General features: G+C 44.1%; 10 protein-coding genes and 1 pseudogene. 4 read left to right on the top strand and 7 right to left on the bottom strand.

What is annotated here, in order from left to right:
• Window positions 1–120: 120 nt before the first annotated feature.
• The 3 genes and pseudogenes from AAFP11_RS26845 to AAFP11_RS26835 form a co-directional block, all read right to left on the bottom strand.
• Window positions 121–1,292 (bottom strand): annotated as a pseudogene (locus AAFP11_RS26845) (glycoside hydrolase); the annotation flags it as partial.
• Between the two features lie 418 nt (window positions 1,293–1,710).
• The gene (locus AAFP11_RS26840; protein ID WP_341739772.1) at window positions 1,711–1,950 is read right to left on the bottom strand and encodes a NifU family protein; all 240 of its coding nucleotides are present in this window, start codon (window positions 1,948–1,950) and stop codon (window positions 1,711–1,713) included.
• Window positions 1,951–2,080: 130 nt separating this feature from the next.
• Window positions 2,081–2,731: a DUF3386 domain-containing protein gene (locus AAFP11_RS26835; protein ID WP_341739771.1), complete on the bottom strand. Its 651-nt coding sequence runs from the start codon at window positions 2,729–2,731 to the stop codon at window positions 2,081–2,083.
• Window positions 2,732–2,989: 258 nt separating this feature from the next.
• Here AAFP11_RS26835 and AAFP11_RS26830 point away from each other — a divergent pair, with 258 nt between their 5' ends.
• The gene (locus AAFP11_RS26830; protein ID WP_341739770.1) at window positions 2,990–4,522 is read left to right on the top strand and encodes a PAS domain S-box protein; all 1,533 of its coding nucleotides are present in this window, start codon (window positions 2,990–2,992) and stop codon (window positions 4,520–4,522) included.
• Between the two features lie 156 nt (window positions 4,523–4,678).
• Here AAFP11_RS26830 and AAFP11_RS26825 read toward each other — a convergent pair whose 3' ends face one another.
• From AAFP11_RS26825 to AAFP11_RS26815, 3 genes are all read right to left on the bottom strand, one after another.
• Window positions 4,679–5,488, bottom strand: a complete 810-nt coding sequence (locus AAFP11_RS26825; RefSeq protein WP_341739769.1) for a GAF domain-containing protein — start codon at window positions 5,486–5,488, stop codon at window positions 4,679–4,681.
• 536 nt (window positions 5,489–6,024) lie between these two features.
• Entirely contained in the window at window positions 6,025–7,899 is a 1,875-nt protein-coding gene (locus AAFP11_RS26820; protein ID WP_341739768.1) for a GAF domain-containing sensor histidine kinase, read from the bottom strand.
• A 519-nt stretch (window positions 7,900–8,418) separates the two neighbouring features.
• Window positions 8,419–8,646 carry a hypothetical protein gene (locus AAFP11_RS26815; RefSeq protein ID WP_341731561.1) on the bottom strand — a complete coding sequence of 76 codons (228 nt, stop codon included), beginning with the start codon at window positions 8,644–8,646 and terminating at the stop codon, window positions 8,419–8,421.
• A gap of 405 nt (window positions 8,647–9,051) precedes the next feature.
• On the opposite strand from AAFP11_RS26815, the gene lepA reads away from it, so the two are divergent.
• The 3 genes from lepA to AAFP11_RS26800 all read left to right on the top strand — a co-directional run bounded on the left by lepA (window position 9,052) and on the right by AAFP11_RS26800 (window position 13,817).
• Window positions 9,052–10,866, top strand: a complete 1,815-nt coding sequence (gene lepA, locus AAFP11_RS26810) for a translation elongation factor 4 (protein WP_341739767.1) — start codon at window positions 9,052–9,054, stop codon at window positions 10,864–10,866.
• Between the two features lie 498 nt (window positions 10,867–11,364).
• Window positions 11,365–12,303, top strand: coding sequence for a UDP-glucuronic acid decarboxylase family protein (locus AAFP11_RS26805; RefSeq protein WP_341739766.1), 939 nt, complete (start codon window positions 11,365–11,367; stop codon window positions 12,301–12,303).
• Between the two features lie 125 nt (window positions 12,304–12,428).
• Window positions 12,429–13,817 (top strand): UDP-glucose/GDP-mannose dehydrogenase family protein, encoded by a 1,389-nt coding sequence (locus AAFP11_RS26800; protein WP_341739765.1) that lies wholly within the window; start codon window positions 12,429–12,431, stop codon window positions 13,815–13,817.
• An 81-nt stretch (window positions 13,818–13,898) separates the two neighbouring features.
• Here AAFP11_RS26800 and AAFP11_RS26795 read toward each other — a convergent pair whose 3' ends face one another.
• Window positions 13,899–14,306: a biopolymer transporter ExbD gene (locus AAFP11_RS26795; protein ID WP_341739764.1), complete on the bottom strand. Its 408-nt coding sequence runs from the start codon at window positions 14,304–14,306 to the stop codon at window positions 13,899–13,901.
• Window positions 14,307–14,671: the final 365 nt, after the last annotated feature.

The raw sequence follows: 14,671 nt of genomic DNA, 5'->3' as shown, positions 1-14,671 counted from the left end.
TGGAGTAGACAAACCTCTCAAGAGTCATCTTGAGACTACGATGAATCAGGAAGTTAACACCAAAATTTCTAATGTCCAGCTAAGTCTAGACTTTGGTAATTTTGGGTAGGTTTAACAGAGCGGATTTTCTAAGGATGTGCCACCACCAGACTGTCGGTGTTTGAGAGTGCGGGCGATCGCCTCTAAATGTCCCACTAAATCTGATGCTGCTTTTTTCGGTGCCATCGAACCGTAGGTAAATCCGATCAAATCTGACAATCGGTGGTCTCGAAAGACGATCGCCAAATCTCCGTGAGGAGTTTCTAGACGGTAAGGGCGATATAACAATTCTGGTTCCCAGACATTCCCAGCCCCATCGCGATGAAAAAAGTGTTTAATTGTCCATCCCAATACAGCTTCGTCGGAGACTATCCATTTGAAGCCTTGTTTTGCAATATAGGGCAAGATTTCTGGACTAACTGCCTGTTCCGAGGGCCACAAACCGCGAGGTTCGCAATCGAACCTATCTTGATACATTTCCCAGGATTTTCTGAGGTGTCGGGGAATATCTTCTGCCCACTGAAACCGATGTTGTGGCAGGGTCATGTTGGGAATAGCTATGCGAGCGCAATTCGTATCAGCAAGCAGCGGTAATATCGGGTGTGTATGGGGGTTGTGGAGACTTCTAATTGTCCCTCAGCTTGCATTTTTCGGTGTTGGGGAATGATTTTGGCTAGGATTTGTTTTTGTTTGGAGTAGATTTTGTGGCGATCGGCTAAACTAAAATTTTGTCCTTGTTTCAGCCACCGGGCAATCTCCGGGTCATCCCAAAATAGCGGGTCAATCCAAGCTAAATTGTGCCAAGCCAGCAAGTCGCTAAAGTCCTGTTGATTCCAATTTTCCACACACCACTGAATACCTTTTTCCTGATGCTGAGTGTAGAGCTGATTGTAGCGGGGATGGGGTTGAATTAGGGTGTGGTAATTGGCATCAAAAAAGTGCTGACAAATAAATTCTTTTTCTGATATGTTTAAGTATTCAGTGGGCTTGAGAGCCGCCGCCAAATAGGGGTCTAATGCTCGGTCTGCGATGCAATCTTCTATCTGCAAAATCAAGGATGGCACAAGGTTTACAGTTTGATGCAGTTTGGGATATTTTGCCAAAATTAGCACTAAATCCAAGTAATCTTTAACTCCGTGCAAGCGCACCCAAGGCAATCGATATTGAGCCTCTGTTTCCTTAGCAGCTACTCTGGATTTGTACAGCGGTTGGTGTTGATGCCAAATGAAGGCTACATACAGGGGGTGAGACATTACTCTAGTCCTTAGTCATTAGTTATTTGTTATTTGTTATTGGTTATTGGTTATTTGTTATTGGTTATTCGTTATTTGTCTGTATTTCCGATTCCCGATTCCCCATTACCGATTACCAAAGAAAGCCTATTGTTCCGATGCCAAAGGATTTCATATTATTAGTCCTTAGTCCTTAGTCCTTAGTCCTTAGTCCTTAGTCCTTAGTTGCTTGTCATGGATGACACGACACTAATGACTAAGTTTAGTCTTTTTTGTTGGTGTTTTTTTAGTCATCAGACTTTACCGTTGATTAATTAATCAGTTAAGTTCCTACGGACTAATGACTAATGACTAATGACTACGGACTAATGACTACTGACTACGGACTAATGACTACTGACTACTGACTACTGACTACTGACTAATGACTACTGACTAATTACATTACCTGTTCAACTTCCGAGATTTCTGGGATGGCTTCGCGCAGGCGACGTTCTATGCCCATTCTCAGGGTCATTGTAGAGCTTGGGCAAGAGCCACAAGCTCCTTGTAGCCGCAGGTGTACGACTGGGCCTTCGATTTCTACCAGTTCCACGTTGCCGCCGTCGGATATCAGGTAGGGGCGCATTTCATCCAGAATTGTTTCGACGTTATCTCTTGTTAGTGCTAGTGTCGTCATATTTAACCTTCCGAATTATTTAGTAGAGTTGATGTGTACTGGATCTCGATCGCACAGTTACTGACTGTTGATGCTGATATCGTAATCGAAAAACCTGTTTTATTTAGGAAATTAGGTTTTTCGATGGGCTCTAAACTACTGCTGGTTCCAGCATTTTGACGTTAGAGTAGTTGAACTCGGTTGTTGTCTGTTGACCTTGTTCTTTCGATCGCACTACTTGCTTTGTCATCACATAATAATCGCCTATTTTCTCGAAAGTGTCTTCAAATTCGAGTTCTCTGGTGATTTCATTAGTTTCTGGATTGCGGAAAACAGCATCGTAGTGACTAGCCAAAGAACCTTCGGGTGTCTCCAAGCTGTTGTGGGTATCAATGACGAAAGCCATACGGCCCATCACCCGGCTGACTTGACAAATTGACAAACCTCGGATCTTATAATTAGATCCCATCGAGTCGCCTTGCACCAAGATGTCCACAGCATCGGTGTCATCCTTCTCGCCGAGGGTGAAATTGTTTTTCCCGTGGGATTTTTCAAATGTCGAGCGTTTGCGGTGAGTCACAATGTCGCGCATCTGGGTATAGACACTTTGCTGCACTTCCTCGTCTGCAATCCCGCTCACTTCCACCGTCATGTCTGGCTTAATCGAAACATTACCCGTGTATACTTCGTCGCCTTGCTTGAGTTCGATGTCGGCACTGTAACCAGGAAAGTTGGCATCCCAAGTGTAGCGGTGTTCGTAGGCAGCGCGAAATAGGTCGCGAGCATTGGCTGTCTCTGTCATGAATCTCTCTCTTTACTATGTACACGCATCTACTACTTTAGCTTGTAAGCGAAAGCCGCGCACTTTATCCGATCGAGATTGGTAGATTTAGCCCTATTTGCCGATCGCAAGTAGCTATAATATTAAATCAGGGTCAGAAAAAATTTAGTTATATGGCGATCGCTAGACCAGGGTGTTTCTTGTGGCTATCTTGAAAAAAATTGCGTCCAGTTCTGATGACTGGCGACGATCACAACTATAAATTTATTGATTTTTCAAATGCTAGAAAAAACATTTCAACACCTGCAAGCGTTGCAAACACAAGTCAATCAACTGCCACCTGCACAACAGGGAATTTTAAAAAAAACTTTGGACAACCTGTTTAATTCTTTGCAAGAATTGGCAGTCAGCGACCAGTTTGAAAGCGCCACAAACAATGCGGCTAAGCTGGTAGAATTAGAAAAATCCAATCGCCTTTTAGAACGCACCTCAGCGCAACAAGCCTCTCAACTTAGACAGTTACAAGAACAGTCCCAGAAAGAACTCAGCCAGTACCGTCGGGAGAATCAAGCACTCACAAAAAGTGAAGCAAAACTCCAAAAAGTGCTGCGAAATTCTCCCGATATAATTAGCGTCTTAGAGTCGGATGGGCGAGTGCGATATCACAGCGCCGCAGTGGCACGAGTTTTGGGTTACAAGCCAGAAGCAAGAATTGGCAAAGTTCAGGGTGAGTTAATTCATCCTGATGATTTACTGGCTTGGCAAGCATATTTTGGTAAGTTGTTGGAACATCCGGGAATTGCTAAGCCGATCGAATATCGGGTGCGGCACGCTGACGGTTATTGGGTATATATAGAGTCTATTGGTAATAGTTTGCTGTTTGATTCTAATGTCCGCGGAATTGTCATGAGTTCGCGGGAAATAGGGGAACGCAAGCAAGCAGAACTAGCAATCAAGGAGTCGGAGTTTCACTACAAAATCATGTCGCAAATCACTTCAGATTTTGCCTATTCTTTTAGGGTGACACCCGATGGCAAATTTGTCTGTGAGTGGGCAACCGAAGCTTTTGGGCGCTGCACTGGCTACCTTCCTGAAGAATTAGTAGCGTCGGGCTGGTGGAACTTAGATCTAGTTCATCCTGATGACAAGCAGATGTTGATCGAGCAATTACAACAGTTTACTGACCTTCGCATGGGAACCAATGAGTATCGAATTGTTAACAAAAAAGGCGAGGTGCGCTGGGTGAAGGATCGCTGGCAAGCTGTTTGGGACAAAACTGAGGGACGGATTGTGCGTTTGCGGGGGGCTTGTCAGGAAATTAGCGATCGCAAGCAAGTAGAAGTACAACTACAATTGGCTAAGGAACTGTTACAAGCACAAATAGAATCTGCGCCACTGGCCATAATTTGTACTGATACCAAGGGCAAGGTAACTGTCTGGAACCCCATGGCAGAACAAATTTTTGGTTGGAGTGCTACACAAGTTTTGGAGCAAATTGAGCCTAATATTCCCGAAGGCAAAGAGCAAGATTTTCAGGCTACACTCAAGTCGGTGTTAAATGGCAAGGCACAGAACGGTTGTGAAGTGTCTCTGTTAAAGAAAGACGGTGGCTCGATCGATCTTTGGCTATTCGCCGCACCGGTGCAAGATGCCAGCGGCCAGACTATCGGCTGCATAAAAATATTTTCTGACCTTTCAGAACGCAAGCGCATAGAGTCAGAGCGCCAAAAACTTGTAGGGCTAAAAAATATGGAAGAACCCTTTTGGGCTCGTTATATTACTCCTCCAACAAATACTAAAAAAAGTAAGTAAAAGCAAGGGCGCAGAATCATGATACAGAAAGCTTTTTAGCCACCAATATCTTACGTTTAATTAATTATTTAATAAATAATTAAAAATAAATAGTTGGAAACAGTCGATCTGATTAGTTGTAGAAAACCCTAATGGATCGATGAGCGATTCAACTATTTAGTCCTGGGAAGATGTCTCCTGACTTCTGATTGCAGCCAGGTCTGCGTGAGTCTGACAAGCATCGCTTAACTGAATGAAATCTAAGACATTACCAATTACCTTAGAAAGGTGGAGAGCAGAACGGTGAGCTTCTTGGATAAAAGCCCTCTCCTCTATGGGATCGTCTGCCATATCATCTACAGTTAGTTGTAGATAACCAATAATGTGATTTAGGGGCGTGCGGAGTTCGTGGGACGCTTTCAACATGAACTGCTTTTTGAGCTGGGAAAGTTCTGTGACTCTATCGCTGCGCTCTTGATAGAGCGTGGCGAGGGCGATGGCGCTTCCTACTTGATCGGCAAGTTCTTGAGCGAATTCGATTTGGCACTGAGTCCAAGGTCGATCGCCTATATTGTTTCCTAAATTATCCTGACCGCATCGGTGCAAACTAATAATGCCGTTAGCTTGCTCTTGATAGGCTGTAGCCACCACTAACACTGACTGTCTGCCGAAAGGGTCATCGTCGGCAAAGGAGTCAAATACCACGGGTTCTAGGGTGGCGATCGCCTCCATAAAATGAGGTGTTTCTATTAAGGAAAGCTCTACTCCCAGCATGGCTGGAAATCGATCCTGACAGTATTCGGCTGCCACCTTAACTTGCAGGCTAGAACTTTCATAGGGACAAATGATACAGCGACTGACATCAAGGGTTTGCCCCAGACTATTAACTGTTTGCTGCCAAATGCCATTTAGATCCAGAGTTTTACGAATCTTTCTGCCAATTTGCAGTAAAAGTTTTTGCGATTGAGCTGATATCTGCTGATTCATAGCAACCCCTTTTCTACTGGAATGGCAAAATTTTACCACTCCGCCAACAGAGGAGGAATTTACTGAATTTGCCAACTCCAGACTGTCGAATTTCTGACTTCCGTAATTACACTTAAATGTTCCCACAGGCTTTCAAAAATTACTAGCTAACTGTAATTATTTCTATAATAACATTATACTTCTCATACTTAAGAAGTTTTGTCAAGTTTTTGTAAATTTTCTTTATATTACGTTCTGGGCAAGCTCAATCAGGCATCAAAATCCCTATAAATACGTTATATTTTCAATGGTTTCACGGAAAATAATAGGGGGTTTGATACCTACCTCCCCAAATACCTGTTGGGTCTAGGCGCCCAAAGACCACTGCGGGACGATTGTCATCAGTCTAGAGTCCCAAAAATAGGGAGCAAGGGCAAAAAAAGAGTAATAATTAATACATATTTCTGGAATTCGCTGAATTCCCATAATTAATAACTCAGTCCTGGACGCACGGGGGGTCAAAAACCAGGGTACTGCTACTAACTAAGGACTGCTAACTATTGACAAAATAATGGTTCTTGGTAAAGTAAGACGGTGAAAGTAACCGTCGATCCGAGTCCTTCCCCCATGCTGTAAAAATTGACCGTACCCCCCATTGCCTCTACCAGTTTTTGAGTAATAGCCAATCCCAAACCGGTGCCACCATATTTTCTGGTACGATCGCCATCTACCTGAAAAAAAGACTCAAACAATTTATCTTGTTTGTCAAGAGACACCCCAATCCCAGTATCAGCAACTCGGATTTTGATCAGACCAGGAAACTCCTGATTCTGAAAAGTAACTTTTTTCTTAATTGCTTCGGTACTAATACGAATGCCACCTTCGTTTGTAAATTTAATCGCATTGCCAGTCAGATTCAAAATAATTTGAAGCAGACGTCGGTAATTGCCATACACAATAATTTCCTCCTCCGCAGATAGGGTTTGGACTTGAAATTGTAATCGCTTCTCTTCCACCTGCACCCGCGTCAAAGACTCAACCTGCTGCAAAACTTCACCTAGTTTGACAGGAGCGAGGTCTAACTGCATTTTGCCAGCTTCGATTTTAGCGACATCCAAAATATCGTCGATGACGTTGAACAAAAGTAGGGCAGAACGATGAGCTTCCAGGATAAATTCACGGGCTTCTTCCGGGTCATCTGCCATGCCGTCCATCAGTAATTTCAGAAAGCCAAGGATGCCGTTGAGGGGGGTGCGAAGTTCGTGAGAAGTATTAGCCAGAAACTGACTTTTAAGCTGGGAAAGGGCAACGGCTTCGGCGCGGGCCTGTTCTAGTTCTTGATAGAGAGTAGCATGGGCGATCGCGCTTCCGACTTGAGCGACCAATTCGCGGGCGAATTCAAGTTCCAGAGGACTCCACTGCGGGGAATCTCCGCAGCGGTGCAAAGCTATCAGTGCATTGGGTTCGCCTTGATAGGAAGTTGCGGCTACCAGCACCGAGTGTCGCTGGAAAGGGTCATTGGCAGGATAAGCACACTCAACAGCTACTGGCAAGAGGGTAGCTAAAGTTTCAATCCACCCCGGCTGTTCGGAGGCTTGCAATTCTAATCCCAGCATGGCAGAATAAGGTTCTTGACGGTACTCTGCTACGACTTTGAGGGTTTTTGATTGGAAATGTTCGATAGGAAGGGGAGGAGAAGTAAATTGATAGTCCTGGGCAATGGGGAGGGTCAAGTCTGATTCCCCAGTATCGGCATTTTCGATATCTTTCGGGGGAATGAATGGGGAGGATTTGAAAATTTCGCTTGTTTGTTTGTAGGGACAGATGATACAGCGGCTGGCATTTAAAACTTGACCGAGACTGTTGGCTGTTTGCTGCCAAATTGTCTCTAAGTCGAGGGTTCGGTGGATGTTTTGAGCTATTTGGGAGATGATTTTGCGATTGATTTCGGAGTAGTGAGGGAGGGAAGTAGCAGGGATACAGGTTTCTGGGAGCTGCTTTTGTTGCTGAAACTGTGAGTCCAAGGCGTCAGAATTTAGCTTCTGGTATGTGGGTTGCTCTGACAGTAAGCGTCCCATTGCTAAAACTGTTGTAGCTTTGCCGTTTGAGGTGATAATGGGAGCGACTGTCAAATCGAAGACTAAATATGTTTCGCCGGAACCAAAGGGATAGCTAAACCTTTCTGGTGTCATGGTTTCGAGGATTCGTTGCACGCGTTGAAGGTATGGTTTCGCCGGAACAGGTGGAAAGTTGTCGATCGCCCCACCATCGACAATTTGTTCTACTGTAAGATTGTGCTGCTCGCCTTGCTGCCAATAAAAAGATAGATATTGACCGTTTCTGTCTTGTGTAAATATTAATTCTGCCCCTAACTCTTGGAAAAAGGCTGTAGAGGCCAGGCTCGATCGCCGAAAATCTGTGTTAGAGTCCATCAGAATAGCAGATAAAAGTAGTTTTGCTTTTTGATTTGGGAGTTAAATAGTTTAATCGTTCAATAGTTTAATCGTTCAATAGTTTAATTGTTCAATACTTTGTTATTCAAAATCCCCAACTTAAAACTATCAACTATTTTTGGATGCTACCATTAATTTTATATTTATTAATAAACTCAAAAAATACTCACTTTTAAATCGAGCACCTCAGACTCGAAACTATTTGTTGTCAGTTATTGTGTTTGATGTTGATGACTACTATTTAATATTTAGAAATGTTCCTTCGCCGATTAATTATCTGGCTTAAAAATTCCTAAAATATTTGATGCTGTCCGGCAGTGAAACTGGCGACTCGCCATCCCATTTTGTCTCTCACTTTTCAGCATTAACTGATTATTTTTTAGGTAAATTTATGGTAGAAAATTATGATTTTGTAGTGAAATCTGCCTGTGATGATAGCTGGGGGGCGATCGCAAATTTCACAGCCAACAGATTAACGCCGGAATTCGCGATCGACCCTCAGTCGTTCCACTCACCACGAGGCGGAACTGGGGGGTTGCGGCGCAAGCTCAGAGCCAACTCGTCTTCACGGCGATCGCCCCTTAACCACTGCCTAATTGCAGTTTCAATAACTTTGCTAGGGTCATTTGTCAAGTGCTGAATTTGGTCTAAAAGTTCAGGATCGATGTGGATGGATAATTCCACTTTTTCTGACGCAGCGTGGGAAGGTATGCTTGACTCGCTCATAGTTAAAAAAATCCTAGTTTTAATTCTTAAGTTTCAATCGCTTAATTGTTTGAGTTAGTGTGTGGTACACAAACACCTGACTGGAGGGGGAGAAGCACCGACAGAGGGACACACAGAGGAGGAGGGGGAGAGAGACACAGACAGGAACAGAGGAACAGAGGGACAGAGGGAAGTTTTTTTGGGTTGGGTTTCCTGGCTTGATAGGACAGGGTGGGAGATCTTCACACTTTTGAGGTTTTCCTTTCAGGGAGATCGCTTTGACAAGGGAGGGAGTGTTTAGGTTGAGTTACTGATTGGTGGTTTGATTTCAATCCCCAATCAGAGGTTTAAGCAGGCACTGTACTCTTGCTTGTGTAATCATACAACAAAAAGTATCCTTTGCCGATTAGGTCTTTGACAAAAAATATGACTAACGTCCCTGTATCTCGCATTCGCAATTTTTCGATTATTGCTCACATCGATCACGGAAAATCCACTTTGGCCGATCGCCTGTTGCAGGCGACTGGGACAGTCCAAGCACGGGAGATGAAAGAGCAGTTTTTAGACAACATGGAGCTCGAACGCGAGCGTGGGATTACGATCAAGCTGCAAGCTGCTCGGATGAATTATACTGCCAAGGATGGTCAGGACTATGTGCTTAATCTGATCGACACTCCTGGACACGTAGACTTCTCCTACGAGGTGTCGCGATCGCTGGCTGCTTGTGAAGGTGCGCTGCTGGTAGTTGACGCATCTCAAGGTGTGGAAGCACAAACCTTGGCAAATGTCTACCTAGCTTTGGCAAACGATTTAGAAATTATTACTGTTTTAAATAAAATTGACCTACCGGGGGCGGAACCAGAACGGGTAAAAGGGGAAATTGAAGAGATTGTCGGACTCGACTGTAGCGACGCGATTCTGGCTTCTGCGAAGGAAGGTATCGGTATTGATGATATTTTGGAGGCGATCGTCGAAAAGGTGCCACCACCACAGGATACCGTCGATCAACCACTCAGGGCGCTAATTTTTGATAGTTATTACGATGCTTATCGTGGAGTAATTGTTTATTTCCGGGTGATGGATGGCAGTGTCAAAAAAGGCGATCGAGTATTATTGATGGTTTCGGGCAAGGAATATGTCATCGATGAATTAGGCATACTTTCACCAACTCAAATCCCAGTAGATGAACTCCACGCCGGAGAAGTAGGTTATCTAGGCGCAGCGATTAAGGCAGTAGCGGATGCTCGCGTGGGAGATACAATTACTTTGGTCAAAAAGCCTGCACCGGAGCCTTGGCCTGGTTATACCGAGGCGAAACCGATGGTGTTTTGTGGCTTATTCCCGATCGATGCTGACCAATTTCCCGACTTGCGGGAAGCCTTGGAAAAATTGGAACTTAACGATGCGGCCCTTTCCTACGAACCGGAAACATCCAGTGCGATGGGATTTGGTTTCCGCTGCGGTTTCTTGGGTTTGCTGCACATGGAAATTGTGCAAGAAAGACTGGAACGAGAATACAATTTAGATTTAATTGTGACTGCTCCTTCCGTGGTTTATCAAGTCACGACAATTAAGGGAGAAGTCCTAACAATTGACAATCCGAGCCACTTGCCAGACCCTCAGTATCGTGATAAAATTGAGGAGCCTTACGTGCAAGTAGAAATGCTATCGCCCGAAACATATGTGGGGACTTTGATGGAATTATCTCAGACTCGGCGGGGCATTTTTAAAGATATGAAATATCTCAGTCAAGGGCGGACTACATTGATTTATGAGTTGCCTTTGGCGGAAGTAGTGACTGACTTTTTCGATCAGATGAAATCGCGATCGCGCGGTTATGCCAGCATGGAGTATCACCTGATTGGCTATCGCGAAAATCCCTTGGTGAAATTGGACATTTTAATTAACGGCGATCCGGTGGATGCTTTGGCGATGATTGTACACCGCGATAAAGCCTATAATGTGGGCCGCGGCTTGACGGAAAAACTCAAGGAGTTGATTCCTCGCCACCAATTTAAGGTTCCCATTCAAGCGACGATTGGCGCGAAGGTGATTGCTTCAGAGCACATTCCGGCTTTGCGGAAGGATGTGTTAGCGAAGTGTTACGGTGGCGATATTTCGCGGAAGAAGAAGCTGCTGCAAAAGCAGGCGAAGGGTAAGAAGCGGATGAAGTCTGTGGGTACTGTGGATGTGCCGCAGGAAGCTTTTATGGCTGTGCTGAAGCTCGATCGCGATTCGTAATTTGTCTGTAGCTTTTTGTGAGGAACAGGCCAGAGATCCTGTTCCACAAACAGTCAGTCTTCGTGGGATGGGCCGGAGAACCCGTCCCCAAAATGCTGATTGAAAATGATATGAGATGTACAATATATACTACTGAGCTAAAATTCAGACCAAGGACATCCACATTTGGGCGTCCAACATGGTAAAAATTCCATCTAAACCCGATAGTTTTGCAACAGCGTACTTGGGAAATGAAGGGCGATCGCTCTTAATTACTGTCAAGATTTATTTATCGAAAATATCAAATATTAAATAAAATTTTGCTGCTTAGAATTACCATAGATAGCCATCAGTTTAATGTATCTAAAAATGCCAAACGCCTCAAGAAATTCATCAAACGTTACCAAAAAGCCTTTACATTGTCGATCGCAATTTTGTTATTCTATTAGCAAGTTTCACTCGATCGACTGAATTTTTGTACCACAGTCCTACCCCCTAAACAGAAAGGCAGTTTCCACCATGAGAATTTTAGTCACAGGCGGTGCGGGCTTCCTCGGTTCCCACCTAATCGATCGCCTAATGGCCCAAGGACACGAAGTAGTCTGCCTGGATAACTTTTACACCGGGACTAAACGCAATATCCTCAAATGGATGGACAACCCATACTTTGAGCTAATCCGCCATGACATCACCGAACCAATTCGGTTAGAAGTAGATCAGATTTACCATCTAGCCTGTCCCGCTTCCCCAGTACACTATCAGTACAACCCTGTCAAGACACTTAAAACAAACGTCATCGGCACGATGAATATGTTGGGATTAGCCAAACGAGTAAAAGCCAGATTTTTTCTAGCTTCCACTTCTGAAGTCTATGGAGATCCAGATGTTCATCCCCAAACAGAAGATTATCGTGGCAACGTTAATTGTATCGGAATTCGCAGTTGTTACGACGAAGGAAAGCGAGTAGCTGAAACCCTATCTTTCGACTACCATCGGCAAAATGGTGTAGACATTCGAGTCGTGCGAATCTTCAACACCTACGGCCCGCGAATGTTAGAAAATGATGGCAGAGTCGTCAGCAATTTTATTGTTCAAGCTTTACGAAATGAACCACTGACAATATACGGAGACGGTTCCCAAACCCGGAGTTTTTGCTATGTTTCAGATTTAGTTGAAGGATTTATTCGCTTGATGAATAACAACGAAATCGGGCCGATGAATTTAGGAAATCCCGGCGAATACACCATCTTGGAATTAGCCCAAAAAATTCAAAACATGATAAATCCAGGGGCAGAAATTATCTTTAAACCCTTGCCCCAAGATGACCCAAAACAGCGGCAACCGGATATTACTCGTGCTAAAACTTGGTTGGGATGGGAGCCCACTGTGCCGCTGGATCGAGGTTTGGAGTTAACTATCAAGGATTTTCGCGATCGCATCGAGGGAAATAAACAGTAGATACTGAGAGATTTGTAGGGGCAAACCCCCCGTGGTTGCCCCTCTAAAAAATATTCCCAATTCCCAATTTCCCAATTCCCAATTCCCAATTCCCATCTGAATTCATTTACTTTGAGGATATTTCTATGCGTGTATGTGTCATTGGTACGGGATATGTTGGCTTAGTCACTGGCACTTGTTTAGCCCACATCGGACATCATGTGATTTGTGTAGACAACAACGAAGAAAAAGTCAAGTTAATGAAGTCTGGACAATCGCCAATTTTTGAACCCGGACTTTCGGATTTAATGTCTTCTGCATCTGCCTCTGGCAATCTAGAATTCACCTCAGATTTAGCCGCCGGAGTTGCCCACGGAGATATTTTGTTTATTGCAGTCGGCACCCCTCCTTTACCTACAGGAGAAAGCGATACTCGTTACGTGGAGGCAGTTGCACGCGGCATTGGTGCGCACCTAGACGGTGAATACAAAGTATTAGTAAACAAATCAACAGTCCCCATCGGTTCCGGGGATTGGGTACGAAGAATTGTATTAGATGGTTTGGCAGAACGTCAAAAACCTCAAAGTAGCGAAGGGGCTACGGGGGAGGAAGTAGCAGCAAAAACAGGTGTTCAATTTGATGTAGTCAGTAACCCGGAGTTTTTGCGAGAAGGTTGTGCAGTTCATGATACCTTTAATCCCGATCGCATTGTTCTCGGCAGCAACTCTGAGCGGGCTATGGATATGATGGAACAGCTTTACAGCCCGATTGTCGATCGCAAATTTGCCGACAATACCTCATTACCACCAGTGCCCGTAGTCAAGACTGATATCAGTTCAGCCGAGATGATTAAGTACGCAGCCAATGCTTTTTTAGCAACAAAAATCAGCTTTATTAATGAAGTGGCTAATATTTGCGATCGCGTCGGTGCAGATGTTACCCAAGTCGCCAAAGGAATCGGATTAGATTCACGAATTGGTGGCAAGTTTCTGCAAGCAGGAATTGGTTGGGGTGGTTCTTGTTTCCCCAAAGATGTTTCAGCCTTAGTTCACACTGCTAACGATTACGGCTACGAAGCACATTTGCTGAAAGCAGCAGTAGAAGTTAACGAACGTCAACGATTAATTGCTATTGAAAAATTGCAGCAAGTCTTGAAGATTCTCAAAGGCAAAACAGTGGGACTTTTGGGTTTAACTTTCAAGCCAGATACTGATGATTTACGCGATGCTCCTTCCCTGAATTTAATCGAGAATTTGAACCGATTAGGAGCGAAAGTTAAAGCTTACGATCCGATTGTTTCTCAAACTGGAATGCGCCACGGTTTGTCAGGAGTATTGGTAGAAACTGACCCCGAAAGACTAGCTGATAGTTGCGATGCTTTAGTATTGGTGACAGACTGGGAACAGTTTCGCAATTTAGACTATCTAAAAATGGCGAAATTGATGAATCATCCAGTGATGATTGACGGCCGTAATTTCTTAGACAAGAAAGTTTTAGAAGCCGCTGGTTTCCAATATGTAGGAATTGGAAGGTAAATTTTCCCATCCAAGAACAGAACTAAAAAGCTTGTGGGGTGGGCATCCTGCCTGCCCAAAAACACACTGGAAACAGCTTAATTATCTGACAGTACCGATCGCAATTTTGACCCCAGACACCGATCGCAATTCATCCATTACCCCAGTTACCACCCCGTGACTAACCAACTTATCCGCATTAATCAAAACTACAACCTCCCGTTGCTGCAACGGAATCAAAGCACGAACTCTAGTCGAAACCTCATTTAACTTAACAGGTTGACGATTCAGCGCCAAATTGCCATATTTATCAACAGTAACCACCATAGGAATTGATTGCTGCTGAACATTACCCATTATAGCTTTAGGTAAAATAACCGGCAACCCTTCCGAGCGACTCAAAAACAAACTAGACATGATAAAAAACGTTAAAATCGCAAAGATGACATCAATCATCGGCACGATATTGATTTGCAGAGGAACATCATCAATTTCTTCTGGTAAGCGCATGAGACATCTCCATACTTGTAGCTAAAATCAAATCCTGTATTCATGAGAATCATTCACATCTCTCCCCTTTCTCTGGTTCCTCTGCGTACTCTGCGGTAAAAAAATCCGATAGTAAGCCCATGAGACATCTCCATACTTGTAGCTAAAATCAAATCCTGTATTCATGAGAATCATTCACATCTCTCCCCTTTCTCTGGTTCCTCTGCGTACTCTGCGGTAAAAAAATCCGATAGTAAGCCCATGAGACATCTCCATACTTGTAGCTAAAATCAAATCCTGTATTCATGAGAATCATTCACATCTCTCCCCTTTCTCTGGTTCCTCTGCGTACTCTGCGGTAAAAAAATCCGATAGTAAGCCCATGA

It is taken from the genome of Microcoleus sp. CAWBG640, from assembly GCF_020883015.1.
In the GTDB taxonomy this organism is placed as follows: domain Bacteria; phylum Cyanobacteriota; class Cyanobacteriia; order Cyanobacteriales; family Microcoleaceae; genus Microcoleus; species Microcoleus anatoxicus.
Note: the sequence above shows the minus strand (reverse complement) of the source record. Positions and strands in the feature narration are given on the sequence as shown.

Bases quoted from the DNA above. Each gene is read 5' to 3' on its own strand.
- AAFP11_RS26840 (WP_341739772.1), bottom strand. From the start codon at position 1,950: ATGACGACACTAGCACTAACAAGAGATAACGTCGAAACAATTCTGGAT.
- AAFP11_RS26835 (WP_341739771.1), bottom strand. From the start codon at position 2,731: ATGACAGAGACAGCCAATGCTCGCGACCTATTTCGCGCTGCCTACGAA.
- AAFP11_RS26830 (WP_341739770.1), top strand. From the start codon at position 2,990: ATGCTAGAAAAAACATTTCAACACCTGCAAGCGTTGCAAACACAAGTC.
- AAFP11_RS26825 (WP_341739769.1), bottom strand. From the start codon at position 5,488: ATGAATCAGCAGATATCAGCTCAATCGCAAAAACTTTTACTGCAAATT.
- AAFP11_RS26820 (WP_341739768.1), bottom strand. From the start codon at position 7,899: ATGGACTCTAACACAGATTTTCGGCGATCGAGCCTGGCCTCTACAGCC.
- AAFP11_RS26815 (WP_341731561.1), bottom strand. From the start codon at position 8,646: ATGAGCGAGTCAAGCATACCTTCCCACGCTGCGTCAGAAAAAGTGGAA.
- lepA (WP_341739767.1), top strand. From the start codon at position 9,052: ATGACTAACGTCCCTGTATCTCGCATTCGCAATTTTTCGATTATTGCT.
- AAFP11_RS26805 (WP_341739766.1), top strand. From the start codon at position 11,365: ATGAGAATTTTAGTCACAGGCGGTGCGGGCTTCCTCGGTTCCCACCTA.
- AAFP11_RS26800 (WP_341739765.1), top strand. From the start codon at position 12,429: ATGCGTGTATGTGTCATTGGTACGGGATATGTTGGCTTAGTCACTGGC.
- AAFP11_RS26795 (WP_341739764.1), bottom strand. From the start codon at position 14,306: ATGCGCTTACCAGAAGAAATTGATGATGTTCCTCTGCAAATCAATATC.